Origin of the sequence: Streptomyces sp. NPDC021115 (assembly GCF_044333065.1) — a bacterium.
In the GTDB taxonomy this organism is placed as follows: domain Bacteria; phylum Actinomycetota; class Actinomycetes; order Streptomycetales; family Streptomycetaceae; genus Streptomyces.
Window position 1 is genome coordinate 228,951 of the sequence record NZ_JBIRQF010000001.1, and the last position, 25,252, is coordinate 254,202.

Sequence of the window (25,252 nt, forward strand, 5' to 3'; positions counted from 1 at the left end):
TGTCAAGTGGGTGGGACAGGAGTCTCAGTATTTGAGCGGGTCGGTGGGTGGGTGTGGTGCGCCTCCGGGCGCCGGGGCCCGTGCCCGCCGTATCCGCCGTGCCGCGCCGGCAACCCGCCGCCGACCAGCACCGGGGCGTCCGAGCGCGGCACCGGATAGCCGCCGCGGATGAGCGCCCGGCGCAGCCGGTGCTCGTCCAGCGGACCGCTGAAGGCCATGCCCTGGGCGTGGGTGCACCCCATGCCGCGCAGGGTCACCAGCTGCTCGGGCAGGTCCACGCCCTCCGCGATGGACTGCATCCCGAGGTCGCCGCCGATCCGCAGCAGCCCCGAGGTGATCTTGTGCAGCCGGGACGACTCCACCACCCCCTCGACCAGCCCCTGATCGAGCTTGAGCACGTCGATGGGGAGCCTGCGCAGCGCCCTGATCGCGGCATAGCCGCTGCCGAACCCGTCGAGCGCGATCCGCACCCCCAGCCGCCGCAGCGCGCCGAGGCGGTGCTCCAGTTCGTCCAGCGGCACCCGTGGGTCGCTGTCGGTCAGCTCCAGGATCAGCGCACCGGACGGCAGGCCGTGCCGGGCGAGCAGGGTCTCGACGGCCTTGGGCGGCATCGACTTGTCGACCAGACGGCCCGCGGGCAGCCGCACGCAGACGGGGACCATGTGGCCGTCGCGGCGGCGCTGGGCGGCCTGCTCGACGGCGGCCTCCAGCGTCCAGCGGGTCAGCTCGGCGGTGCGGGCGCCCTCCTCACCGGCGCGGCCGTGGTCGCCGCCGCGCCCGTTGTTGTCGGCGACCCTCAGGAACTCGGCCGGGGTGAACAGGATGCCCTGGGCCGAGCGCCAGCGGGGCTGGGCGGCGACGGCGGTGACCCGGCCGGTCGCCAGCTCCACGACGGGCTGGTGCAGCAGCACGAACTCGCCGTCGTGCAGGGCGGCGCGCAGCCTCGTGGCGACCTCGGCGCGGCGCGACACATCGGCCTGCATCTGCGGGGCGTACAGCTCGACGCGGTTCTTCCCGGCGGCCTTGGCCCGGTACATGGCCAGGTCGGCGTTGCGCATCAGGGCGCCGGGGCTGATGCCGGGCTCGGCGAAGGCGACGCCGATGCTGGCGGCGACCCGCACCTCGGTGCCGCCCTCCACCCGGTAGGGCTGGGAGAGCCGGGCCCGCAGCCGGTCGGCGATCTCCAGGATGCGGCATTCGCGGGTGCTGGTGTCCTCGGTGCCGTCGCCCACGATGAGGGCGGCGAACTCGTCGCCCCCGAGCCGGGCGGCGCAGTCGCCGGAGCCGGACCGCACGGACTCCTGGAGCCTGCGGGCGGCCTGGACCAGCAGCTCGTCGCCCGCCTGGTGGCCGACGGTGTCGTTGACGGCCTTGAAGCCGTCGAGGTCGATGAAGAGCACGGCGGTGCCCGCGTCGGTGCGGCGCCGCCCGCCGACCGCGTGCCGGACCCGCTTGGTGAACAGTGCGCGGTTGGGCAGGTCGGTGAGCGGGTCGTGCTCGGCACTGTGCTGGAGCTGGGCCTGGAGCCGGACCCGCTCGGTGACATCGCGGCTGTTGAAGATCAGGCCGCCCTGATGGCGGCTGACCGTCGACTCCACGTTGAGCCAGTCGCCGGAGCCTGAGCGGAACCGGCACTCGATGCGGGTGGTGGGCACCTCGCCCGGTGAGGCGGCCAGGAACCGGCGGACCTCGTGGACCACCGGGCCCAGGTCCTCGGGGTGGATCATCGAGGCCAGCTCGGAGTCCTTCAGCTCCTCCGCGTCCCGCCCGTAGACGCCGGAGGCGGCGGGGCTGACGTACCGCAGGATGCCGGTGGGCGCGGCGATCATGATCACATCGCTGGAGCTCTGCACCAGGGAGCGGAAGTGGTTCTCCTTCTGCGCCAGCTCCTGGGTGAGCGCGATGTTGTCCATCAGCATGATCGCCTGCCGGACGAGCAGCGCGAGCACGACCGCGCAGGCGGTGAGGAGCACCACCCCGTCGACCGGACGGCCGTCCATCACGTTGAACAGGATGCCCAGGGTGCACACGGCGGCGGCGAGATACGGCGCCAGGGCAGCGACGGCGCCCGCGGTGGGACGGCTCCGGTCGGTGCGGCGGGCCGTGGGCGGCGGGGTCTCGGCGGCGTCCCGCCGGGCCACCCAGGGCGCGTACGCCAGCAGCATCGACCCGGCGAACCAGCCCGCGTCCAGGATCTGGCCCGAGCGGTAGTGGTCGTGCAGCATCGGCGAGGTGAACAGGGCGTCACACAGCACGGTCAGCGCGAACGCGCCGATCGCGGTGTTGACCGCCGGGCGGCTGGCCGACGTCGGGCGCCGGAAGTGCAGCACGATCACCATGCTGACCAGCACGATGTCCAGCAGCGGATAGGCGACCGAGAAGGCCCTGCGGGCCACGCTCGCGGCGTCCCCGCCGAACTGCCCGGTGTGGGCGAGCGCGAGGCTCCACGACAGGGTCATCAGCGATCCGGCGATCAGCCAGGCGTCCAGGCCCAGGCAGATCCATCCGGCCCGGTTCTCCGGGCGCTTGGCGAGCACCAGCATGCCCACGATCGCGGGCGGCGCGAAGAGCAGGAAGCAGACATCGGCGAACGAGGGGGTGGGCACCGGGCGGCCGAGCACCACCTCGTACCAGCCCCAGGTGCCGTTCCCCAGCGCGGTCATGGCCGAGGACGCCGCGAACAGCAGCCAGGCCGGGCGCATCCGCCCCGAGCCCCTGCGCCCGTGCCACAGACAGGAGGCCGCGGCGGTGAGGGCGGCTGCGGCAAGGCCGAAGTCCCCCATGACGACGGCCAGTTCGGGTGATCCCCAGCCGAGCACCGCACCCACCGCGTACCCGCCGCAGACCAGGGCGAGGACGACCTGGGGCAGCAGCCGGGCGCCACTGGAGACCGACGGCCGGGCGAGCACCGCTCCGGTGGCGCTCACCGCACTGCCGCCCGTCGCGCGAAGGGGTGCGGCCCGGCGAGCCATATCCCCATGAGCTTCGTCATCGAGAGCCGCGCGGCTGCGCGGAAAAGTCGCGGTCGACGCCTGAGCTGCGTCGGGTCGTTGGTCCATTGGCCATACATCGCCCGTCGCCCCCCTCGAGTTCCGGTCCATCGCTGACGCCGTCAGGTCATTGGCGCAGCCCCCGCTCGGACGATACACCAGACTGGTCACGCAGGGACATAGGCCATCTACTCAACGTAACCGACTACGGCGATGTATATACGGAGTGCAGTCAATCGATGCCTGTATGTACTGCCAGGGGCATGTTGCCCCCTCGTCTACCCCGTGGTCATCACGAGATGTTCCATCGGCTCGCCCGCGGCGAATCGGTGCAGCTGGCCGCGTACCAGCCGCTTGGCGCGGGGCAGGAAGGCCGATGAAGGGCCGCCCACATGCGGGGTGATGAGCACTCCTGGAGCGTGCCACAGCGGATGCCCGGCGGGCAGTGGTTCGGGGTCGGTCACATCCAGCGCGGCCCGCAGCCGTCCGCTCTCCACTTCGGCGAGGAGCGCCTTGGTGTCCACCACCGCGCCCCGTGCGACATTCACCAACAGCGCTCCGTCCTTCATCTTCGCCAGGAAGTCCGCCCCGACGAGCCCCCGGGTCTGGTCGGTCAGCGGGGTCACCAGGACAACGACGTCGGCCTCCGGAAGCAGTTGAGGCAAGGCGTCGATCGGGTGCACCGGGCCGCGCTCGGTCGTACGCGGGGAGCGCGCGACGCGCGTTACCCGCTCGCACTCGAAGGGTTCGAGCCGGTCCTCGATGGCGCTGCCGATCGAGCCGTACCCGATGATCAGAACGGACTTGTCGGCGAGCGCCGGACGGAAGCCGGGGGTCCACTCCCCGGCGTCCTGGGCGCGGACGAAGTTGGGGATGTCGCGCAGCGAGGCGAGGGTCAGGGTCAGCGCCAGCTCGGCGGTGCTCGCGTCGTGCAGCCCCCGGGCGTTGCACAGCTGGACGCCGGGGACGACCTGTGACATGGCGGGCAGCAGGCTGTCTATGCCCGCGGTGAGCGTCTGGATCACCCGCAGCCCCGTCATGGCCTCCAGCGGACGGGTCAGCACCTCGGCGCGCTTCATGTACGGCACACAGTAGAAGGAGACGCGGGCGGGGTCGGTGGGGTAGTCGGGGCCGCCGTCCCAGTGGGCGTATTCCAGGCCCTCGGGCAGGCCGTCGATCTCCTCGGGCGCGATGGGCAGCCAGACGAGGGGGCGGGCGGTGTCACCGGACGCGGCATGAGACGAATCGTGGTGCCGGAACGTATCGCTGTGATCTGCACTCATGCCAGGAGGCTATGCGAAGTGAGGCTCTCCGCAGAGGTTAGTTTGGTGCGAGAAACGGGAGGGGTCAGTCCAGGTGGAGCGCAGGACAATCGGAGCGGCGGCGCTCGAAGTGGGGGCGATCGGCCTCGGATGCATGCCCATGAGCTGGGCATACACCGCTTCGCAGCGCAACGGCGAGCATTCGCTGCGCGCCGTGCACACCGCGCTCGACGCGGGCGCGAACCTGCTCGACACCGCCGACATGTACGGCCCCTTCACCAATGAACTGCTGGTGGGCCGGGCGCTGAAGGAGCGGCGCGCGGACGCCTTCGTGTCCACCAAGTGCGGACTGCTGGTCGGTGAACAGCACATCGTGGCCAACGGGCGGCCCGGCTATGTGAAGCGGGCCTGCGACGCCTCGCTGCGGCGGCTCCAGACCGATGTGATCGATCTCTACCAGCTGCACCGGGCCGACCCCGAGGTGCCGATAGAGGAGACCTGGGGCGCGATGGCGGAGCTGGTCGCGGCGGGCAAGGTACGGGCGCTGGGGCTGTGCGCGGTGGGGGCGCGGGCCCAGCGGCGGGCCGGTGCCCGGATGCACGACGCGACCGTGCGGCAGCTGGAGCGGGTGCAGCAGGTCTTCCCGGTGAGCTGTGTGCAGGCGGAGCTGTCGGTGTGGTCACCCGAGGCGCTGGAGGCGCTGGTGCCGTGGTGCGCCTCGCGCGGGGTGGGCTTCCTGGCGGCGATGCCGCTGGGCAACGGCTTCCTGAGCGGGACGCTGACCCCGGGGCAGGGATTCGAGCCGGAGGACATGCGCGCCCGGCACCCGCGCTTCACGGCGGAGATGATGGCGGCGAACCAGCCCATCGTGGCCGGGCTGCGGCGGGTCGCGCGGCGGCACGGGGAGTCGGTGACGGCGGCCCAGGTGGCGCTGGCGTGGCTGCTGGCCCAGGGGCCGCACGTGGTGCCGGTGCCGGGGACCAAGCGGGAGCGCTGGGCGACGGAGAACGCGGCGGCGGTGGACGTGATGCTGACGGCCGGGGACCTCGCCGAGATCGCGACGCTGCCGCCCGCCCGGGGGTCGTGGGACTGAAGGTGCTTTTGAGGCGTGTGGGCTCCGGTTCCGGCAAGGGAACCCGACGCGGAGCTGCGGTGTAGAAGAATTAGTGCCGTGCCGCGGCACACGCGCCCCACCGAGAGGAACCCGACCGTGCGACGTCCTCGCATCTTCCCCGCCCTCGCCGCCACCGCCGCGCTGCTGCTCACCGGCTGCTCCACCGGCGACGGCCAGTCCCCCTTCGAGCGCTCGGGTTCGTCCGCGCCCGGGAAGGAGGGGTCCAAGGACGGCTCCCCGTCGGCAGGGCCCTCGGCCAGTGAGTCGGCCGCACCCAAGAAGGGCTCGGCGAAGGTGACGAGCCTGCTCACCACCAAGCTGAAATCGCCCTGGGGGGTGGCGCCGCTGCCGGGCGGGGATCTGCTGGTGTCCTCCCGGGACACCGGGAAGATCTTCAAGATCTCGGCGGACAGCGGAAAGCAGACCGAGCTGGGGTCCGTGCCCGGCGTCTCGCCCGCGGGCGAGGGCGGTCTGCTGGGGCTCGCGGTCTCCTCCGACTTCGGCTCGGACCACATGGTGTACGCGTATTTCACCACCGACTCGGACAACCGCATCGCGCGGATGGTGTACGACGACAAGCGCCCCTCGGGCGATCAGTTGGGCGCCCCGGACACGATCTTCAAGGGCATCCCCAAGGGCGCGATCCACAACGGCGGCCGGATCGCCTTCGGCCCGGACAAGATGCTCTACGCGGGCACGGGCGAGAGCGGTGAGCGGGGGCTCGCCCAGGACATGGATTCGTTCGGCGGCAAGATCCTGCGGATGACCCCGGACGGTGAGCCGGTGCACGGCAATCCGCAGGCCGATTCGGTCGTCTACTCCCCCGGTCACCGCAATGTGCAGGGGCTGGCCTGGGACGCCCAGAAGCGGCTGTGGGCATCGGAATTCGGCCAGGACACCTGGGACGAGCTGAATCTGATCCGGCCGGGCAAGAACTACGGCTGGCCGGAGGCGGAGGGCAAGGCCGGGAAGAAGGGGTTCGTCGATCCGGTCGAGCAGTGGAAGCCCGAGGACGCCTCGCCGAGCGGCATCGCGTTCGCCAAGGGCTCCATCTGGATGGCGGGGCTGCGCGGTGAGCGGCTGTGGCGGATCCCGCTGCGGGGGACCAAGCCGGTGGCCGAGCCGCAGGCGTTCCTCACCGGGAAGTACGGGCGGCTGCGCAGTGTGGTCCCCACGGAGGACGGCGGGCTGTGGGTGGTCACGAGCAACACGGACGGGCGGGGCGACCCGGGCAAGCAGGATGACCGGATCCTGCGGCTGGACATCAGCTGACCGTGGTCGGGTCCGACCCCTTTTCGGGCGGTCTGCTTACACTGGCGGCAGTCCCACACCTACGGGGGTCGCCATGTTCAACCTCATCGAGGAGCTGTTCGCGCCCGGTCGCAAGCACACCGAAGAGGAGCACAACCGGCTGGAGTTCACGCTGGTGGACATCGGCGACAGCGACCCGGGGAAGGGCCCGATAGACCTCGACTCGGGCCACGTGGTGATCCGCCCCCGCGAAGGCTGACGGCCTCGTAGGCCGCGGCCTACGGCACGGGTTCGCGGGCGGTGTCCGCCTCGGGTGCGCGTTGCCCTGGCAGGGACACCGGGTCCGGATCCGGATCCGGCGCCTCGATGCTGATGCGCGGCAGCATCCGCTCCAGCCAGCCCGGCAGCCACCAGTTGGCGCCGCCGAGCAGATGCATCAGGGCGGGGACCAGCAGCGTGCGGAGGACGAACGCGTCCAGGGCGACCGCGGCCGCCAGCCCGATGCCGAACATGGCGATGATCCGGTCGCCGCTGAGCACGAACGCCGAGAAGACGGCGATCATGATGATGGCCGCGGAGTTGATGACCCGGCTGGTCTCGGCGAGGCCCACCCGGACCGCGAGCCGGTTGTCGCGGGTGTGCTGCCACTCCTCGTACATCCGGCTCACCAGGAACACCTGATAGTCCATGGAGAGCCCGAACAGCACCGACACCATGATCACGGGGAGGAAGGGCTCGATCGGGCCCGCCCGGCCGAGCCCCAGCGGTTCGCTCCCCCAGCCCCATTGGAAGACCGCGACGACGACACCGAAGGACGACGCGACGGCGGCCACATTCATGACCGCCGCCTTGACCGGGATGCCGATGCTGCGGAACGCGAGCAGCAAGAGCACACAGCCCAACGCCACCACCACCCCCACGAACAGGGGCAGCTTGGAGACGATCACCGCCGCGAAGTCGTCGTACCCGGCGGTCAGCCCGCCGACGTACACCCGCAGCGAGGTGCCCTCCTCGGCCTTCGGCAGGATCTCGGTCCGCAGTCGTTCGACGAGCCGCGAGGTATCCGGCGACTGCGGGGCGGTGGTGGGCACGACGGTGATCACGCCGGTGTCGCCCCCGCCGCCGAGATCGGCGGCGCTCACCGAGGCGACGCCCTCGGCGGTGCGCAGGGTGGTGGTCAGCCGGGTGAAGGCCATCCGGTCCTCGGCGCCGTCGATGCTGCCGATGAGCGTCAGCGGTCCGTTGAAGCCGGGCCCGAACCCCTCGGCGAGCAGGTCGTATGCCTTCCGGGTGGTCGAGGTCTCCGGGTTGTTGCCCTGGTCGGAGGTGCCGAGCCGGAGCGAGAGGGTGGGCAGGGCGAGGGCCAGCATCACGGCGACGGCGACCGCGCCCAGCACCTTGGGGTGGCGTTCCACGAAGGACGCCCAGCGGGTGGCGAGGCCGGGCCCCGCCGTGGACCATGGCCCGTGCTCGGCCAGCCGCCTGCGTTCGCGGCGGCTCAGCGCCCGCGCCCCGATCAGCCCCAGCAGCGCGGGCAGCAGGGTGATGGAGGCGGCGACGGTGAGCGCGACCGTGAGCGCGGCGGCGACCGCCACGCCGTTCAGGAAGCTCAGCCGCAGCACCAGCATGCCGAGCAGAGCCAGGCAGACGGTCGCGCCCGCGAAGATCACCGCGCGGCCCGAGGTGGTCACCGCGCGCTGCGCGGCCTCGGCGACCGGCAGCCCCTGTTTGAGGCCCCGGCGGTGCCGCGTGACGATGAACAGCGCGTAGTCGATGCCGACGCCTAGCCCGATCAGCATGCCGAGCATGGGCGCGAAGTCGGCCACGGTCATGGCGTGGCCGAGCAGCCCGATCGCCGCGTACGCGGTGCCGACGCCGATCAGCGCGGTGGCGATCGGCAGCAGGGTCGCCGCGAGCGAGCCGAAGGCGAGGAAGAGGACGACGGCGGCCACGGCGACACCGATGGCCTCGCTGAGGTGGGCGGGCGCGGCCGTCTCGGTGAGCCCGGCGCCCGCGCCGCCCATCTCGATCTCCAGCCCCGGAGCGGCGGCGGAGCGCGCGGTGTCCAGGACCCGGCGCACCTCGTCCTTGCCCAAGCCTGCGGCGGATTCGCGGAAGGCGACGGTGGCGTACGCGGTGTGCTCGTCGGCGCTGATGCGGCTGGTGTCGTCGGTGCCGTACGGGCCGGTGACGGAGACGACGCCGGGCAGATGGGCGACGCGCCGCAGCGCCACCGTCATCCGCCGCTCGACGTCGGCGGAGCGCACCGTTCCGGCGTGCTCGGCGGTGTGCCAGACGATGCTGTCGGTGTCCCCTGCCCGGTCCGGGAAGCGCTGTTCCAGCAGGCGTGAGGCCGTGGAGGAGCCGGTGCCCGGGATGTCGTATTCGTTCGAGTACGCGGAACCGGTCGCGGCCGCCGCGGCGGCGACCCCCGCGAAGGCGGCCAGCCAGAGCACGATCACGACGGCGCTGCGTCTGATACACCATCGCGCGAGTGCGGCCATGACTGCTTTCCGGTCTGCGCCCCGAGTACGGCTCTGTGCACCGAGTACGGCTCCGTGCACCGAGTGCGGCGTGATGTGCTTGTGACCAAAGCACTGTGTCAGCCGGAAAAGATCCTTTGTCTCCTTTGTGGGCTTCCCCACATCCGGAGCACACGCCTCCGACAGCCGTCGGACCAGCGCCGGACCAGGGTCGCATCAGCCGCTGACCGAGGGGCGCCCGTTCTCGATGTGCCCGGTGAGGCGGCGGTGGAAGGTGGAGTCGCCCTCGGCCGTCAGCACCAGGTCGTACCAGCCGTGGCCCTCCCTCGCCGAGAACTCCACGGCCCGCGTCGAGCCCGCGCGCACGCTCACCGTGCGCTGCCGCGCGTCCGCGTCGGCCACATAGGCGTGCGGCCGCACGGTGACCTCCATCGTGCGCTCGCCCTTGTTGGTGATGGTCAGCGTGAGCTGGCGGCGGCGGCCGTCGATCCCACCGCGCACCCGCAGCCCGGCGGCGGCGCCGTCGGCCGTGCCCCGGAATTCGCGGCGGAAGCCGTTCGGCCCGGTGACGACGAAGTCGTACGCACCGTCCCGCACCGGTACGTCCCAGGTGGACAGGGCCCCCGGCGCCAGGTCGCGGTGCTGGGGCGCCTCGTACTCCCCCGCGTACGGGAAGAGGATGGCGTGCGCGCTGCGCACCCCGGAGTTGGCGAGCGCCAGCCGCATCACCCCCGCCCGCGGCTCGAACACTCCGGACACCTCCGGCTGGTACGGCAGCGGGCGGGCCGGACGCGTGCCCTCCTCCTGCCGTGGCATCCGCTGGTCGGCGGGCGGCCGCGGCGTCCAGTGCGCACGGTCCGCCGGGGGCGGCCCCGGGTCGCGCAGCGGCTGCGGGGCGGCGGCGGCACCGAAGGCGAAGGCGCCGGTCAGGTCGCCGCACACGGTCCGGCGCCAGGCGGAGACGCCTGGCACCTCGATGCCCAGCCACTTCTCCAGGAAGCGGTTGGCTGAGGTGTGGTCGAACAGCTCGGAGCACACATAGCCGCCGACCGTCCAGGGCGAGATCACCAGCATCGGCACCCGCATCCCCAGCCCCAGCGGCCGCCCCTGCCACCACTCATCGGCCACGTCGGCGGGCGGGTTCGGCGGCACGACGTGGTCGAAGAAGCCGTCGTTCTCGTCGTAGGTGAGGAAGACCGCGGTCTTGCGCCACACCTCGGGATGGGCGGCGAGCGCGTCCAGGACCGCGTACGTCACGGTGGCGCTGTGCGCGGGGGTGGAGACGTCGGGGTGCTCGGAGTCCAGCGGGGACGGCACCAGGTACGACACCGCGGGCAGCCGCCCGGCCGCCACATCGGCGCGGAACGCCTCCTCGAAGCCGCCTTCCGGGGCCCGGCGCAGACCCCGCTCGAACAGCCGCCGTTCGTCGGCGGTCAGCTTCTCCAGGCCCGCCTCCAGCCCGTCGAGCAGCCGCTGCCGCTCGGCGCCGGACGCCTCGCGCACGGCGGTGTAGAACGCGTTCGTGCTGGTGAAGCCCAGCCCGGCCAGCGCCTTGCGGGCCACGTCCTTGAACGGACGGTAGAACTCGATGTTGTTGTCCTGGAAGTTGTCCCACTCCTGGTAGACCTGCCAGCTCACCCCGGCCCGCTCCAGCACCTCGGGGGTGGTGGTCCAGTCGTAGCCGGGGTGGCTGTCCTCCTCGTACGCGTCGTTGCCGACCGCGCGGTCCCCGCCCGGCTCGTGGCCGGTGGTGCCGCTGACCCAGTAGTTGCGGTTGGGGCTGGTGGAGGAGTGGATCGAGGAGTGGTACGCGTCGCAGATGGTGAAGGTGTCCGCCAGCTCGTAGTGGAACGGGATGTCCGCACGGTCGAAGTGGACCATGGTGGCCGGGGACTTGGCGGCGATCCAGTTGTCCATCCAGCCGCCGTGCCACGCCGTCGCGCCGCCGTCCCAGGAGTGGTCGAGCTGGCCGATGAAGCGCAGGTCCTCGCGCTGCGCCTCGGCCGCCTCGCGCGCCCCGAACGGCAGGACATGGCCACCGCCCGGCTTCGGCTGCGCGAAGACACTCTGCCCGCCGGGCAGGGTGACGGCGCCCGGGTCGGCGTAGCCGCGGACGCCGCGGAGCGTGCCGAAGTAGTGATCGAAGGAACGGTTCTCCTGCATCAGCAGGACCACATGCTCGATGGCGTCGAGACCGCCGGGCGGCGGGGACGGCTGCGCGGCGAGGGCGGCCTGGAGCGACGGCGGCAGCAGCGAACCCGCCGCGGCCGCACCCGTCGCCCCGGCACCGAGTGCGACCAGCCTCCGGCGTGTGATGTCCGATGCCACCTGTGCCTCCCCTGTCCGGATGGGTCCGCACGCGAAGCTATTCAGGGCAGATGGCCGGTGAACGTCCGCGACATTACGGCACGGCGGCCGGGATCAGCGGAAATCCGGGGTCAGCGGGAAGTGGCAGGCCACCACGTGCCCCGGAGCGGCCGGTTCGGCGGGCATCGGCTCCTCGCGCGCGCAGACGTCCCGGGCGTACGGGCAGCGGGTGCGGAACCGGCAGCCGGACGGCGGACCGGCGGCCGACGGCGTCTCCCCGCCGAGCGGCGCGGCCGACGGCCCCACGCCCGGACCGGCCCGGTCCGCCGCGTCCGGCAGGGCGATGTCCAGCAGTGCCGTGTCCAGCAGACCGCGGGTGTACGGGTGGAGTGGCGCGGCGAACACGGTAGCGGCGGGGCCGGTCTCCACCAGCTTGCCCAGGTACATCACGCCGACCCGGTCCGCGAGATACCGGACCACGGCGAGGTCGTGCGAGATGAACAGATACGCCACGCCCCGCTCGCGCTGAAGCTCCCGCATCAGGTTGAGGATCTGCGCCTGTACGGAGACGTCCAGCGCGGAGACCGGTTCGTCGGCCACGACGAGCGACGGTGAGAGCGCGAGCGCCCGGGCCAGCCCGAGCCGCTGGCGCTGGCCGCCGGAGAACTCGTGCGGATAGCGGTCCAGCGCACCGTGCGGCAGCCCGACGTCGTCCAGCAGCCGCGCGATGCGCGCATGCTGCCCGGCGCGGTCCCCGATGCCCTGGATGGCCAGCGGCTCGCGCAGGATCGCCGCCACCCGCATCCGCGGGTCCATCGAGGCGTACGCGTCCTGGAACATCAGCTGCACCTCGCGGCGGTGCGCCTTGCGCGCACGGCGGTCCAGCGCGGCGGGGTCGCGCCCGCCGAAGCGGATGGTGCCGGCGGTCGGGGGCTCCATGCCGACGACGAGCCTGCCGAGGGTGGACTTCCCGCAGCCGGACTCCCCCACGATCCCGAACGTCTCCCCGCGCCGCACCGTGAGCGACACCCCGGCCACCGCGCTCACCACCGCGCCCCCGCGGCGGGCGAACGGGCCGCCGTGCAGCGGATAGTCCTTGGTCAGGCCGGTGAGCCGCAGCAGGACGTCATCCGTACGGGCCGGGACCGGAATTGGAGCGTCCGGCACCACCTGGGCGACGGGGTCGACGCCTGACGGTACGGGATGGAAGCAGGCGAAGCTGTGCCCGCCGGGCCCGGCCGCCGTCAGGGGCGGCTCCGTGGTCATGGGCGGCTCGGTCGTCGCGCACCGCTCGCTCGCGAAACCGCACCGCGGTGCGAACCGGCAGCCCGTCGGGCGGACCAGCAACGACGGCGGCAGGCCCGGGATGGTGGCCAGCGGCCGGGACGCGTCGGCGGCGCGCTCCGGGAGGGCGGCGAAGAGCGCCTGGGTGTAGCGGTGGCGCGGGGCCGCGAACAGGCCGCGGACACCGGCCCGTTCCACCGTCCGGCCCGCGTACATCACCACGGCCCGGTCCACCCGTCGGGCGATCACCCCGAGGTCATGGGTGACCAGGATCAGCGCCATGCCCAGCCGCGCCCGCAGCTCGTCGATCAGCTCCAGGATCTGGGCCTGCGTGGTGACGTCGAGCGCCGTCGTCGGCTCGTCGGCGATCAGCAGCCGGGGTTCGCAGATCAGGGCCATGGCGATGGCGACCCGCTGCCGCATCCCGCCGCTGAGCTGGTGCGGATGGCTCCGCAGCCGCTCCCCCGGCTTCGGCAGGCCCACCAGCCGCAGCATCTCCTCGGCCCGCCGCCACGCCTCCGCCTTCCCCACGCCCTTGTGCAGCAGCAGCGGTTCGGCTACCTGGGCGCCGATGGTCATGGTGGGGTTGAGGGAGGTGAGCGGGTCCTGGAAGACCATGCCGATGGTGTTGCCGCGTACGCCCCGCAGCACGGGTTCGGGGGCGTTCGCCAGGTCCGAACCGGCGAAGGTGAGGGAACCGCGGGTGATACGGCCGCCGCCTGGCAGCAGGCCCAGCACGCTGAGCGCGGTCATGGTCTTGCCGCAGCCGGACTCGCCGACGAGGCCCAGCGCCTCGCCCGGGGCGAGGTCCAGGGACACCCCGTCGAGGGCGTGCACGGTGCGGCGGCGGTCGCCGTCGCGGACCGGGATCTCGACGTGGAGGTCGTCCACGCGCAGCAGGGATTCGGTCATCAGCGCTCGCCACCGTCCCTCTGGAGACGCACGTCGAAGGCGTCCCGCAGCCCGTCGCCGATGAAGGTGAACGCCGCGACGACGAGCACGATCGCGAGGCCCGGCGGGAAGATCAGCCACCAGTAGCCGACCTGGGTGTACGTGATGCCGGTGCTGAGCATGGAGCCCCAGTCGGCGGCGGGCGGCGGGATGGACAGGCCGAGGAACGACAGATAGGCGACGTACAGGATCGCGTCGGCGATCTGGAACGTGGCGTTGACGATCATCGTGCCGATGGCGTTCGGCACGATGTGCCGGAAGACGGCCCGGGCACCGCCGCCGCCCATGAGCCGCATGGCGTGGATGTAGTCGCGGCCGCGCAGGGCCAGCGCCTCGCCGCGGATGAGGCGGGCCGGGGACAGCCAGGCGACGGAAGCGATGATCAGGATCAGCACGGGTTTGCTCGGGGTGACGATCGTGGCGACGACAACCAGCAGGAAGAGCGCCGGGATGGCGAGCGCCGCGTCCGTGACCCGCATCATCGCGGCGTCCAGCCAGCCGCCGAAGTAGCCCGCGACCGCGCCGTACACGGTGCCGATGAGGGTGGCCAGCAGCCCCGCCGCGAGGCCGACCTCCAGGGACGTCCGGCCGCCGGTCATCAGGCGGCCCAGCATGTCGTAGCCGAGGTCGGTGGTGCCGAGCGGATGGCCGTCGCTGCCGGGTGGGAGGTTGGCCCGGCCGAGGTCCGTGTGCACCTGGTCGGTGGGGTGGACCAGCGGGCCCAGGAAGCAGAAGGCCATGAGCGCCAGCAGCACCACCGCCCCGGTCAGGGCCCGTTTGTCGCGGATGAGGACGGACAGCGCGCGGCGGGCCGGACCGGGCGGGGCGAGCGCCGTCCCGTCGGTACTCATGGTCGCTGCGGCGGTCACGAGACGCTCCTGATCCGGGGGTCGAGGACGGCGTACGCGATGTCGGTGATCAGCGAGCCGAGCACAGTGGCGACGCCGGCGACGAGGGTCACCCCGAGCAGCACCGGGAAGTCCGAGCCCTGGGCCGCGTTCCAGAACAGCAGTCCCATCCCCGGGTAGTTGAACATCGACTCCACCACGAGCGTGCCGCTGAACAGCGTCGGCAGGTAGAGGCCGAGGAGGCTCGCGAGCGGGATGAGCGCGTTGCGCAGCACGTGCCGGGCCATGATCCGGGCGTTGGACTGGCCCTTGGCGCGCGCGGTGCGGACGTAGTCCTCGCCCAGGTTGTCCAGCACCGCCGAGCGCGTATAGCGGCTGAAGGCGGCGACGATGCCGAGCGCGAGGGTGACCACCGGCAGCACCAGGGCGCGCGGGTCGGACAGGACGCCGCCGACCGTGTCGGCCTGCGGGGCCTCGGCCGGAAAGAGCGGGAGCCGCTGGCTGAAGACGAGGATGAGGACCAGGCCGAGGAAGAAGACCGGCGTGGCGTACGCGAGGAACGCGACCCCGGTGAGGAGGTGGTCCGCGATCCGGCCGCGGCGTACGGCCTGGAGGACGCCGAGCGGTACGGCCAGGGCGGCCGCGCACGCGATCGACAGCCCGGTCAGCACGAGGGTCTTGGGCAGCCGGTCGGCCAGCAGGGCGGTGACGGTCTGGTTGAGCTTGTACGACTCGCCGAGGTCGCCGGTGAGCAGGCGGCCCAGGTAGTGGACGTACTGGAGGGGCAGCGAGCGGTCGTAACCCTGCTGGTGGTTGAAGTGCTCGACGGCCTGCGGGGTGGTCTGCGGGCCGAGGATGGCGCGGGCCGGGCCGCCGGGGAGCTGGTGCAGCAGTACGAAGACGATGACGGAGACGAGGAGCAGGACGACGGCGGCCTGCGCGGTCCGTTTGATCAGAAAGCGAATGATCACCCGCGGCCCGCCCCCTTCCCGTCCTTCCCGCCCTTCCCGTCCTTCCCGTCCTTCCCGTCCTTCCCGTCCTTCCCGTCCTTCCCGTCCTTCCCGTCCTTCCCGTCCTTCGTGACGAAGTACCAGTCCTGGGGCCCGAGGGTGAGGGTGGGATTCTGGTCGATGCCGCGCAGATCGTTGCGGATGGCGGAGACCTGGTAGGCGGGGTTGGGGGTCCACAGGACGGGGACCTGCCGCGCGACGTACTCCCCGTAGCGCCGCATCGCGGCCGGATCGCCGGAGTACTCGGTGGCCCTGATCAGCTCGTCGGTGCGCGGATCGGACCAGTTGCCCATGTTGGAGGGGGCGCCGGTGGCGAAGAGCTGTTCCCCGCTGGGGTCGGGCGGGAAGTACCAGCTGCCTGCCGTGCCGAAGAACCCCAGCTCCCACGCCGAGCAGAGCGGTTCGGTCCGCCGGCAGGGGACGGTCGTGCCGAGGACGGTGTTCAGCGGCTGCTGCCGGATGTCGAGGGTGATCCCGGCCCGGTCGTACGAGGACTTGATCTCCTGCATCTGGTTGGACGTCTCGGGCGAGCCCGACTGGGACAGCAGCGAGAGCCGCAGCCGCTGCCCCTCCGCGACCCCCTTGCCGCAGGCGTCAGGACCCGCCCCGGGGCGTACGCACCGGAGCGTGCCGTCCCGCTCGCGCCAGCCGTGCGCGGCCAGCAGCCGCCGCGCCCTGGCCGGGTCGTACGGGTACGGGTCACGGGCCAGCAGGGTGGCCGGGATCGGGCCGCGGGTGGGGGCGGCGGTGCCGTGCCAGACGACCCTGGCGATGGAGCGCTGGTCGATCAGGTACTGGAGGGCCCGGCGCAGATAGGTCTGCCGCAGCAGCGGGCCCGCGGTGGGGTGGTTGAGGTTGAGGACGATGTACGTGATCGCCCAGCCCTCCCAGGGGTCGACGCGATAGCCCCGCTCCCTGAACCGCCCGGCCTGGGCCATGACCGAGGGCGGGATGTAGCCGTAGTCGACGCCGCCGGAGCGCAGCACGTTGAACTCGGAGTCGGCGGTGGTGAACGGCTTGAAGACGACGCGGTCGAGATGGGGTTTGTCCGGGCCGGTGTAATGCGGGTTGGGGACGAGCGAGACCCGGCCCGAGGTGCTCCACCGCTCGATCCTCCAGGGCCCGGAGACGGTCTTCCACAGCGGATCGGTGGCGAAGGCCGACAGCCGTTTGGCGTGCCGGAGCAGCCGGTCGAAGACCTTCCGGGGGCTTTCGTTCCGCGGGTTCCACGCGTGTCGCGGCAGCGGGACGACGTTCAGCCCGAGCTGGTTGGCGGTGAACCAGGCGGGGTTGTACGCGCGCACGAACCGGAGCCGGAAGGTGTGGTCGTCGACGGTCTCGAACCGCTTGATGTTGTCGGGCAGCAGGCCGGGCGCGTAGCCGGCCCACTCCTTCTTGGCGCCCTTGATCAGGTCGAACCAGAACTTGACGTCCCCGGTGGTCACGGGGGTCCCGTCGGACCAGGTGAAACCCCTTTTCAGGGTGACCGTCACGGTCCTGTTGCCGTCGCCGTAGCGGGGCGGTTCGGCGAGGTTGCGCGGGCTGTCCATGGTGAGCTTCCCGCCCCGCTTCACCGGCTGGTACAGCGGCGGATACAGCAGGTTCTGCAACGCGCTGTTGTACGAGGCCAGATAGCCGGGGGCGGCGATCGGGAAGATCCAGTTGGGCCCCGCGGACGGCGGCAGCGCCATCGTCGCCGTACCGCCCTCGACCCTGGTCCCGCCGGTCGCGCCGACGTCCGTGACTCGCCCGGAACCGACCGAACAGCCGCCCGTCAGCAGGGCCGCGAGCAGCCCGGCGAGGAGGGCGCGTAAGCCTGTGCGTGTTCCGGACCGACCCATGCTGCCTCCGCGTACGGACGTTGCGTCTGGTGCGGGAACGAACGGATGGTATCGGCGGCAGGCCCGTGGTGACATCGTCTTCATTCGGCCAACGCATAAGGTGACCGCGGACCGACCGGAAGCGAGGCAGCATGGCACCCACCCCACCCCGAGGCCGCCGCCTGCGGATCGGCATCGGCGGCATGCACATCGAATCCAGCACCTTCAGCCCGCACCGCGCCGCCTACGACGACTTCCGCGTCACCCGCGGCGACGACCTGCTGGACCGCTACGGCTGGACCCGTCCGGACGGCGACCTCTCCGCGCTCGTCGAATGGGTGCCCCTGGTGCACGCCGTCGCGCTCCCCGGCGGGCCCGTCGAACCCGCGCCCTACGCCCGCATCAAGGCCGAACTCACCGACCGCATCCGGGCGGCCGGTCCCCTCGACGGGCTGGTGTACGACATCCACGGCGCGATGAGCGTCGTCGGCATGGAGGACGCCGAGGGCGATCTCACCGACGCGGTACGGGACGCCATCGGGCCCGACGCGCTGATCTCCGCCGCCATGGATCTCCACGGCAACGTCTCGCGCCGCTTCGCCGACCGGCTCGACCTGCTCACCGCGCACCGGCTCGCCCCGCACGAGGACGCCTGGGACACGCGCGAGCGCGCCGCCCGCAAACTCGTCGAACGCCTCGCCTCCGGCAAGGGCCGCCCCCACATCGCCTGGGTCCAGATCCCGGTGCTGCTGCCCGGCGAGAAGACCAGCACCCGCCTGGAGCCCGCCGCCTCGCTCTACGGACGGCTGGCCGCCGTCGAGGCGCTGGACGGCGTCGTGGACGCGGCCATCTGGGTCGGCTACGCCTGGGCCGACGAACCGCGCTGCCGGGCCACGGTGGTCGTCACCGGCGACGATCCCGCGCTCGTCGTCGACCAGGCGCGGTCGCTGGCCCGCGAATACTGGGAGGTGCGGCGCGACTTCGCCTTCGTCGGCCCCACCGGCAGCGCCGACGAGTGCGTCGCCGCCGCCCTCGCCTCCCCCGACCGCCCCTTCCTCATCAGCGACTCCGGCGACAACCCGACCGCGGGCGGCGCGGGCGACCTCGCGTACATGCTCGACCGGCTGCTCGCCCACGACGACCTCGCCGCCGGTCGCGCCACCGCCCTCCACGCCGGCATCACCGACCCGGCGGCGGTCGCCCGCTGCTTCGCCGCGGGCGTCGGCGCCAGGATCCCGCTGTCGGTCGGCGGGCACATCAGCGGGCCCTCGGCGCGCTACGAACTGACCGGCGAGGTCGTCGCGCTCCGCCCCGGCGACGAGGTCGGCGGCGACCTCGCGGCGGTGCGGTGCGGTGGCGTCACGGTGATCCTGACCAGCCGTCGCAAGCCGTTCCATCGGCTGGCGGACTTCGGGGGGCTGGATCCGCGGACGTACGACCTGGTGGTGGTGAAGATCGGCTATCTGGAGCCGGAGCTGTACGAAATGGCGGCCGACTGGCGGTTGGCCCTGACGCCGGGCGGCGTCGACCAGGACCTGCTACGGCTCGGCCACCGCCGGGTGACCCGCCCCCTGTACCCCTTCGACGACCCCATGCCGGAACCGGACCTGACCCCGGCCCTGCTGTAGGCGGGGCCTGCGGCGCCTAGTTCCCCACCCCGCCCCTACCCGACCCGGGGGCAAGCCCCCGGCCCCCCGGTTGGGGGCTCCGCCCCCAAACCCCCGCTCCTCAAACGCCGGAGGGGCTGATGTGTGACCTGGTTGTGGGCAATCGTTCCGCGGAGGGGGCACCTCCCAGCGGTAGCTGGGGGAGGGACGGGTGGGCACAACCCGGCCACCGGGCACCCGGCAACGAAACCCAAGGCCACGCGGCGCAGCCCGCACGCGGCGGCGCGTCCGAGGGCCCGCGGCGCGGCCCGGACACGCCACGGCGGCGGGGTGCGAAGCACGCACCCCGCCGCCGTCGGTGAGAGGACCTAGCCCTCGACGCCCAGCTTCTCCAGGATCAGCTCGCGCACGCGCGCCGCGTCGGCCTGCCCACGCGTCGCCTTCATGACGGCCCCGACAAGCGCACCGGCCGCCGCCACCTTGCCACCACGGATCTTGTCCGCGATGGCGGCATTCGCGGCGATCGCCTCGTCCACCGCCGTACCCAGCGCACCCTCGTCGGAGACGACCTTCAGGCCGCGGGCGGCCACGACCTCGTCCGGAGAGCCCTCACCGGCCAGCACGCCCTCGATGGTCTGGCGGGCCAGCTTGTCGTTGAGGGAGCCCTCGTCGACCAGGGCGCACACCCGGGCGACCTGGGCCGGGGTGATGGGGAGGGCGGCGAGCTCGACGCCGTCCTCGTTGGCGCGACGGGCCAGCTCACCCATCCACCACTTCCGTGCGGACGAAGCGTCCGCACCCGCGTCGATCGTCGCGGTGATGAGATCGATGGCACCGGCGTTGAGAACGGACTGCATCTCGTGGTGGGAGATGCCCCACTCCTCCCGCAGCCGGGTGCGCCGCACCCGCGGCAGCTCCGGAAGCGTGGCCCGCAGCTCCTCGACCCACTCGCGCGACGGCGCGACCGGCACCAGGTCGGGCTCGGGGAAGTACCGGTAGTCCTCGGCCTCCTCCTTGACCCGGCCGGAGGTCGTGGAGCCGTCCTCCTCGTGGAAGTGACGGGTCTCCTGGATGATCGTCCCGCCGTCGCCCAGCACCGCGGCATGGCGCTGGATCTCGAAGCGGGCGGCCCGCTCGACGGACCGCAGCGAGTTGACGTTCTTCGTCTCGGAGCGGGTTCCGAACTTGTCGGCGCCGTGCGGCCGCAGCGACAGGTTCACGTCGCACCGCATCTGGCCCATCTCCATGCGCGCCTCGGACACCCCGAGCGCCTTGATCAGCTCGCGCAGCTCGGCGACGTACGCGCGGGCGACCTCGGGGGCCTTCTCCCCGGCTCCGACGATCGGCTTGGTGACGATCTCGATGAGCGGGATCCCGGCCCGGTTGTAGTCGAGCAGGGAGTGCGAGGCGCCGTGGATGCGGCCGGTCGCGCCGCCCACGTGGGTGGACTTGCCGGTGTCCTCCTCCATGTGGGCGCGCTCGATCTCGACGCGGAAGATCTCGCCGTCGACCTCGACGTCCAGATAGCCGTTGAAGGCGATCGGCTCGTCGTACTGCGAGGTCTGGAAGTTCTTCGGCATGTCCGGATAGAAGTAGTTCTTCCGGGCGAAGCGGCACCATTCGGCGATCTCGCAGTTCAGCGCGAGACCGATCTTGATGGCGGACTCGACGCCGATCGCGTTGACGACGGGCAGCGAGCCGGGCAGGCCGAGGCAGGTGGGGCAGGTCTGCGAGTTGGCGTCGGCGCCGAGCGACGTCGAACACCCGCAGAACATCTTGGTCTTGGTGCCGAGCTCGACATGGACCTCGAGCCCCATCACGGGCTCGTAGGTGGCCAGGGCGTCCTCGTACGACACCAGTTCAGTGACGGTCACGGAAACTAACCTTTCAACCCGCGAGGACGTCGTCGTCGCCCATGCGCTTCAGCTCGCGGACGAGCAGGGCGACGCCGGTGGCGATGGCGGCGGCGGACACCACCGCGTCGACCAGCTGCAGCTTGTCGTTCTCGAAGCGGGCCTTCTTGGCCTGCTTGATCACGCTGACCGCGCCGAACAGCGAGGTCCCGATGGACAGGTAGGTGCCGGCCTTGGACTTCTTGAAGCCCTTGGCCTTCTTGATGGCGCTCATAGGGACGGTGCCTCCTCAAGCAGCGGGTGGCCCCAGCGTTCGGTGAGCGCGGCCTCGACCGCGGCACCGACCCGGTAGAGCCGGTCGTCGGCCATGGCGGGAGCGATGATCTGCAAACCCACCGGCAGACCGTCCTCCGGCGCCAGACCGCAGGGCAGTGACATGGCCGCGTTCCCCGCCAGGTTCGCCGGAATCGTGCACAGGTCGGCGAGGTACATCGCCATCGGGTCGTCGGCGCGCTCGCCGATCGGGAAGGCGGTGGTCGGGGTGGTCGGCGAGACCAGCACGTCGACCTGCTCGAACGCCTTCTCGAAGTCCTGGGTGATCAGGGTGCGGACCTTCTGCGCCGAGCCGTAGTACGCGTCGTAGTAGCCGGAGCTGAGCGCGTACGTACCGAGCATGATGCGGCGCTTGACCTCCGCGCCGAAGCCCTCCGCGCGGGTGAGCGCGGTGACCTCCTCGGCGGACTTGGTGCCGTCGTCGCCCGCCCGCAGGCCGTAGCGCATGGCGTCGAAGCGGGCCAGGTTGGACGAGCACTCCGACGGCGCGATCAGGTAGTACGCGGCGAGCGCCTTGTCGAACGACGGGCAGGAGATCTCCACGATCTCGGCGCCCAGCTCGCGCAGCAGCTCCACCGACTCCTCGAAGCGCTGCATGACGCCGGCCTGGTAGCCCTCGCCCGCGAACTCCTTGACCACGCCGACGCGCATGCCGCGCACGCTGCCGTTGCGGGCGGCCTCGACGACCGCCGGAACGGGAGCGTCGATGGAGGTCGAGTCGAGCGGGTCGTGCCCGGCGATCACCTCGTGCAGCAGGGCCGCGTCCAGCACGGTACGGGCGCAGGGGCCGCCCTGGTCGAGCGAGGACGAGAAGGCGACCATGCCGTACCGGGAGACCGCCCCGTACGTCGGCTTGACGCCGACCGTGCCGGTGACGGCGGCGGGCTGGCGGATGGAACCGCCGGTGTCCGTGCCGATGGCCAGGGGCGCCTGGAAGGACGCGAGGGAGGCGGAGGAGCCGCCGCCGGAGCCGCCGGGGATGCGGGTGAGGTCCCACGGGTTGCCGGTGGGCCCGTACGCGCTGTTCTCGGTCGAGGACCCCATGGCGAACTCGTCCATGTTGGTCTTGCCGAGGACGATCACGTCCGCGTCCCGCAGCCGCTGGGTCAGCGTCGCGTCGTACGGCGGAATCCACCCTTCGAGGATCTTGGAGCCGACGGTGGTCGGGATCCCCTTGGTGGTGAAGATGTCCTTGAGCGCGAGCGGAACCCCGGCCAGCGGGCCCAGCTCCTCGCCGCGCTCCCGCTTCTCGTCGACGGCGCGGGCCTGCGCCAGGGCGCCCTCGCGGTCCACGTGCAGGAAGGCGTGCACCTTCTCGTCGACGGCCTCGATACGGGCCAGATGGGCTTCGGTGACCTCGACGGCGGTCAGCTCGCCGGAAGCGACCTTGGCGGCGATCTCCGCGGCGGTGAGCTTGATCAGATCGGTCATGCGGGTCAGTCCTCCCCCAGGATCTGCGGCACCTTGAAACGCTGCTGCTCCTGGGCGGGGGCGCCGGACAGCGCCTCCTTCGGGGTCAGCGACGGACGGACCTCGTCCGGCCGCATGACGTTGGTCAGGGGCAGCGGGTGGGAGGTCGGCGGTACGTCTTGGTCGGCGACCTCGGAGACGCGGGCCACCGCGCCGATGATGTCGTCCAGCTGTCCGGCGAAGTGATCCAACTCTTCGGCCTTCAGCTCCAGACGCGCCAGCCGGGCGAGGTGGGCGACCTCCTCGCGCGTGATGCCAGGCATGCAGCGATCCTCAGGGTGAGTGTGAAGTGTTTTCGGCCCCAATCCTATGGCGCCCCCCACACCCCGCGCGAAACGCTTGGCGCACACCGTTGTGGGCAATCGTTCCGCGAGGGGGCACCTCCCAGCGGTAGCTGGGGGAGGAACGGGTGGGCACAACCCACCCACCGACCGGCACCGGGCAACGAAACCGCAAGGCGCACGCGCCCTACGTAACGGCGTCCTCCTCTGCGGGAGCGGAATCCCGCTCCTCACGACGCCAGCCGCCCTCACCCCGCGCGCGGAGCCACGCCGTCGTCTCCTCGGGCGGCATCGCGGCGGCGACCAGCCACCCCTGCACCGCATCGCAGCCCAGGTCCCGCAGCCGCTCCCACGTCTCGTCGTCCTCGACACCCTCGGCGACGACCAGCAGCCCCAGCGAATGCGCGAGGTCGACGGTGCAGCGCACGATCTCCGCGTCCTCGTTGTCCACGGCGAGCCGGGCCACGAACGAGCGGTCGATCTTCAGCTCGCTGACCGGCAGCCGCCGCAGATGGACCAGCGAGGAGTACCCGGTACCGAAGTCGTCCAGCGACATCTTCACCCCGTGGCCGGTGAGCCCGGCGAGGGTATCGGCGGCCCGCTGGGGGTCCTCCAGCAGCACGTGCTCGGTTATCTCCAGCTGGAGCGCCCCGGCAGGGACCCCGTGCCGGGCGAGGCGCCCGGCGACGGCACCGGCGAAGCCGGGAGTGTGGACATCGCGCGGCGAGACGTTGACGGCGACCGGCACCATCAGCCCGTCGGCGCGCCAGCGGGCGACCTGGCCGAGCGCGGTCTCCAGGACGTACTCGGTGAGCCGGGGCATCAGCCCGGAGCTCTCGGCCATGGCGATGAACTCGTCCGGCGGCACCTTCCCCCGCTCCGGGTGGACCCAGCGGACCAGCGCCTCGAGACCGGCGACATGGCCGTCGAAGCCGACCTTGGGCTGGTAGTGCAGCTCGACGTCGCCCGCGTCCAGGGCGCGCCGCAGGTCGCCGAGGAGGCCGAGCCGGTCGGGGGTGTTGCCGTCGCGCCGCGCCTCGTACAGCTCGACGCCGCTGCGGTCCCGCTTCGCCTGGTACATGGCGACGTCCGCGCGGCGCAGCAGCCCCTCGGCGTCGAGCGCGTGGTCGGGGTAGACGGCGACCCCTGCGCTGGCCTCCAGCACCAGGGTCAGCCCGTCCAGGTCGAGCGGGGAGCCGAGGTCGCCGACGAGGACGCGGGCGCTGCGCTGGGCGCTGGTGAGGGAGTCGGTGGTGGGCAGCAGGACGGCGAACTCGTCGCCGCCGAGCCGTGCCACCTCGGCACCGCGGGGCAGCGCCAGCCGCAGCCGCTCGGCGATCTGGAGCAGCAGCCGGTCGCCCGCGAGATGGCCGAGGGTGTCGTTGACCGAGCGGAAGCGGTCGAGGTCCAGCAGGACGAGCGCGGTGCGGGCCCCGGCCCGCTCGGCCTCGTCGAGCGCGGTCCAGGTGCGCTCCAGCAGCCACTGGCGGTTGGGCAGCCCGGTGAGCGGGTCGCGCAGCTGCTCCTCGGCGCGCACCCGGGCGATCCACAGCGTGGAGTCGAGGGCGACGAGCGGCACCGCGAACAGCGGGAGCAGCAGCGGGGTGTCCCCGGCGACGACGACGATGAGCGGGGCGATGCCGAGGAGCGCGACGCCGACGAGGGCCTGCCGGAAGAGGGCGGTGCGGGCGACGGTGGGGAGTCCGGCGCCGGGTGGTGCGAGGGAGTACCACAGCAGGGAGCGGGTCACCGCGAGGTAGACGAAGGCGGCCAGGACCAGCTGGGGGACGGCGGACGCGTGCCAGGTGTCGGTGTGCCAGGGCTCTTCGACGGAGGGGGTGGTGCCGAAGGCGGCGAGGGTGAGGGCGGCCGCGCCGACGCCGAGGATGTCGACCGCGCCGTGGAGGGCGGCCTGCCGCCAGCGGTGCCGCCGGGCGGCGCCGACGAGGACGACCACGGCGAGGCTGACGAGCATGGCCGGCATCCAGCCGTAGAGCAGCAGCGCGGCCAGGGTTAACGCGGCGCCCGATCCGGTGCCGCCCCACCAGCGGTCCCGGCCGAGGGCGACCAGATGGCCGACGATGATTCCGGTGAGGACCGCGAGCGACCAGCCCACGGTGCCGTCGGGAAAGAGCGCATGGCCCGCGTCGAGCACTCGGAATACTCCGATGCCGAGTGCGAAAGCGGCCATGGCGACCGCGGCGGCGGGCAACGCGGGCAGCAGAACCCGGCGCAGCCGCGACGCCGGTGCGGCGCTTTCGGTCGGTTTCATACCCGTCCCTCTCACAGCCGGCGGTGCCAGCGCCACGGCAGGCGCACACCTCAACAGTAGGTGGCAGAAGGGCATGGTGGGCGGCGATCGGCATCGGTTGCCCGAATGCCGCCCGA

Annotated in this window: 17 protein-coding genes; 4 read left to right on the forward strand and 13 right to left on the reverse strand. The window is 72.1% G+C overall.

Annotation, left to right across the window (positions count from 1 at the left end; all coding sequences use genetic code 11):
- Positions 1 to 2 precede the first annotated feature (2 nt).
- The gene (locus ACH4TL_RS01035) at positions 3 to 2,927 is read right to left on the reverse strand and encodes a putative bifunctional diguanylate cyclase/phosphodiesterase (protein ID WP_398322329.1); all 2,925 of its coding nucleotides are present in this window, start codon (positions 2,925 to 2,927) and stop codon (positions 3 to 5) included.
- A 341-nt stretch (positions 2,928 to 3,268) separates the two neighbouring features.
- Entirely contained in the window at positions 3,269 to 4,273 is a 1,005-nt protein-coding gene (locus tag ACH4TL_RS01040; RefSeq protein WP_398322324.1) for a 2-hydroxyacid dehydrogenase, read from the reverse strand.
- A 73-nt stretch (positions 4,274 to 4,346) separates the two neighbouring features.
- Here ACH4TL_RS01040 and ACH4TL_RS01045 point away from each other — a divergent pair, with 73 nt between their 5' ends.
- The 3 genes from ACH4TL_RS01045 to ACH4TL_RS01055 all read left to right on the forward strand — a co-directional run bounded on the left by ACH4TL_RS01045 (position 4,347) and on the right by ACH4TL_RS01055 (position 6,876).
- Positions 4,347 to 5,345, forward strand: a complete 999-nt coding sequence (locus ACH4TL_RS01045; protein WP_398322320.1) for an aldo/keto reductase — start codon at positions 4,347 to 4,349, stop codon at positions 5,343 to 5,345.
- A gap of 117 nt (positions 5,346 to 5,462) precedes the next feature.
- The gene (locus ACH4TL_RS01050; protein WP_398322316.1) at positions 5,463 to 6,638 is read left to right on the forward strand and encodes a PQQ-dependent sugar dehydrogenase; all 1,176 of its coding nucleotides are present in this window, start codon (positions 5,463 to 5,465) and stop codon (positions 6,636 to 6,638) included.
- A 73-nt stretch (positions 6,639 to 6,711) separates the two neighbouring features.
- Positions 6,712 to 6,876 (forward strand): DUF6191 domain-containing protein, encoded by a 165-nt coding sequence (locus tag ACH4TL_RS01055; protein WP_398322311.1) that lies wholly within the window; start codon positions 6,712 to 6,714, stop codon positions 6,874 to 6,876.
- Between the two features lie 19 nt (positions 6,877 to 6,895).
- On the opposite strand, the gene ACH4TL_RS01060 is transcribed toward ACH4TL_RS01055, so the two are convergent.
- The 6 genes from ACH4TL_RS01060 to ACH4TL_RS01085 form a co-directional block, all read right to left on the reverse strand.
- The gene (locus tag ACH4TL_RS01060) at positions 6,896 to 9,121 is read right to left on the reverse strand and encodes an MMPL family transporter (RefSeq protein ID WP_398322308.1); all 2,226 of its coding nucleotides are present in this window, start codon (positions 9,119 to 9,121) and stop codon (positions 6,896 to 6,898) included.
- Positions 9,122 to 9,316: 195 nt separating this feature from the next.
- Positions 9,317 to 11,428 carry a phosphocholine-specific phospholipase C gene (locus ACH4TL_RS01065; protein ID WP_398322304.1) on the reverse strand — a complete coding sequence of 704 codons (2,112 nt, stop codon included), beginning with the start codon at positions 11,426 to 11,428 and terminating at the stop codon, positions 9,317 to 9,319.
- Positions 11,429 to 11,521: 93 nt separating this feature from the next.
- Positions 11,522 to 13,603, reverse strand: coding sequence for a dipeptide ABC transporter ATP-binding protein (locus tag ACH4TL_RS01070; RefSeq protein ID WP_398322301.1), 2,082 nt, complete (start codon positions 13,601 to 13,603; stop codon positions 11,522 to 11,524).
- Positions 13,603 to 14,493 carry an ABC transporter permease gene (locus ACH4TL_RS01075; protein WP_398322887.1) on the reverse strand — a complete coding sequence of 297 codons (891 nt, stop codon included), beginning with the start codon at positions 14,491 to 14,493 and terminating at the stop codon, positions 13,603 to 13,605. Before ACH4TL_RS01075 ends, ACH4TL_RS01070 begins: the two co-directional genes overlap by 1 nt.
- Before the next feature lie 14 nt (positions 14,494 to 14,507).
- Positions 14,508 to 15,458, reverse strand: a complete 951-nt coding sequence (locus ACH4TL_RS01080) for an ABC transporter permease (protein WP_398322885.1) — start codon at positions 15,456 to 15,458, stop codon at positions 14,508 to 14,510.
- Positions 15,458 to 17,341, reverse strand: coding sequence for a peptide ABC transporter substrate-binding protein (locus tag ACH4TL_RS01085; protein WP_398322298.1), 1,884 nt, complete (start codon positions 17,339 to 17,341; stop codon positions 15,458 to 15,460). The genes ACH4TL_RS01080 and ACH4TL_RS01085 overlap by 1 nt, the downstream gene beginning before the upstream one ends.
- A gap of 131 nt (positions 17,342 to 17,472) precedes the next feature.
- Here ACH4TL_RS01085 and ACH4TL_RS01090 point away from each other — a divergent pair, with 131 nt between their 5' ends.
- Entirely contained in the window at positions 17,473 to 18,948 is a 1,476-nt protein-coding gene (locus tag ACH4TL_RS01090; RefSeq protein WP_398322295.1) for a M81 family metallopeptidase, read from the forward strand.
- A gap of 347 nt (positions 18,949 to 19,295) precedes the next feature.
- On the opposite strand, the gene gatB is transcribed toward ACH4TL_RS01090, so the two are convergent.
- From gatB to ACH4TL_RS01115, 5 genes are all read right to left on the reverse strand, one after another.
- Entirely contained in the window at positions 19,296 to 20,801 is a 1,506-nt protein-coding gene (gatB, locus tag ACH4TL_RS01095) for an Asp-tRNA(Asn)/Glu-tRNA(Gln) amidotransferase subunit GatB (protein WP_398322290.1), read from the reverse strand.
- A gap of 13 nt (positions 20,802 to 20,814) precedes the next feature.
- Complete coding sequence (locus ACH4TL_RS01100; protein ID WP_398322287.1) at positions 20,815 to 21,054, reverse strand: hypothetical protein; 240 nt, start codon at positions 21,052 to 21,054, stop codon at positions 20,815 to 20,817.
- Positions 21,051 to 22,544, reverse strand: coding sequence for an Asp-tRNA(Asn)/Glu-tRNA(Gln) amidotransferase subunit GatA (gene gatA / locus ACH4TL_RS01105; protein ID WP_398322283.1), 1,494 nt, complete (start codon positions 22,542 to 22,544; stop codon positions 21,051 to 21,053). The genes ACH4TL_RS01100 and gatA overlap by 4 nt, the downstream gene beginning before the upstream one ends.
- 5 nt (positions 22,545 to 22,549) lie before the next feature.
- On the reverse strand, positions 22,550 to 22,846 hold the full coding sequence (gene gatC / locus ACH4TL_RS01110) for an Asp-tRNA(Asn)/Glu-tRNA(Gln) amidotransferase subunit GatC (RefSeq protein ID WP_398322280.1): 297 nt from the start codon (positions 22,844 to 22,846) through the stop codon (positions 22,550 to 22,552).
- A gap of 205 nt (positions 22,847 to 23,051) precedes the next feature.
- Complete coding sequence (locus ACH4TL_RS01115; RefSeq protein ID WP_398322277.1) at positions 23,052 to 25,136, reverse strand: putative bifunctional diguanylate cyclase/phosphodiesterase; 2,085 nt, start codon at positions 25,134 to 25,136, stop codon at positions 23,052 to 23,054.
- Positions 25,137 to 25,252 lie beyond the last annotated feature (116 nt).

What these genes read in the sequence shown, in the direction of transcription:
- ACH4TL_RS01040 (WP_398322324.1), bottom strand. Translation starts at nt 4,273, where the DNA reads ATGAGTGCAGATCACAGCGATACGTTCCGGCACCACGATTCGTCTCAT.
- ACH4TL_RS01055 (WP_398322311.1), top strand. Translation starts at nt 6,712, where the DNA reads ATGTTCAACCTCATCGAGGAGCTGTTCGCGCCCGGTCGCAAGCACACC.
- ACH4TL_RS01060 (WP_398322308.1), bottom strand. Translation starts at nt 9,121, where the DNA reads ATGGCCGCACTCGCGCGATGGTGTATCAGACGCAGCGCCGTCGTGATC.
- ACH4TL_RS01070 (WP_398322301.1), bottom strand. Translation starts at nt 13,603, where the DNA reads ATGACCGAATCCCTGCTGCGCGTGGACGACCTCCACGTCGAGATCCCG.
- ACH4TL_RS01075 (WP_398322887.1), bottom strand. Translation starts at nt 14,493, where the DNA reads ATGAGTACCGACGGGACGGCGCTCGCCCCGCCCGGTCCGGCCCGCCGC.
- ACH4TL_RS01085 (WP_398322298.1), bottom strand. Translation starts at nt 17,341, where the DNA reads ATGGGTCGGTCCGGAACACGCACAGGCTTACGCGCCCTCCTCGCCGGG.
- ACH4TL_RS01090 (WP_398322295.1), top strand. Translation starts at nt 17,473, where the DNA reads ATGGCACCCACCCCACCCCGAGGCCGCCGCCTGCGGATCGGCATCGGC.
- ACH4TL_RS01100 (WP_398322287.1), bottom strand. Translation starts at nt 21,054, where the DNA reads ATGAGCGCCATCAAGAAGGCCAAGGGCTTCAAGAAGTCCAAGGCCGGC.
- gatA (WP_398322283.1), bottom strand. Translation starts at nt 22,544, where the DNA reads ATGACCGATCTGATCAAGCTCACCGCCGCGGAGATCGCCGCCAAGGTC.
- gatC (WP_398322280.1), bottom strand. Translation starts at nt 22,846, where the DNA reads ATGCCTGGCATCACGCGCGAGGAGGTCGCCCACCTCGCCCGGCTGGCG.
- ACH4TL_RS01115 (WP_398322277.1), bottom strand. Translation starts at nt 25,136, where the DNA reads ATGAAACCGACCGAAAGCGCCGCACCGGCGTCGCGGCTGCGCCGGGTT.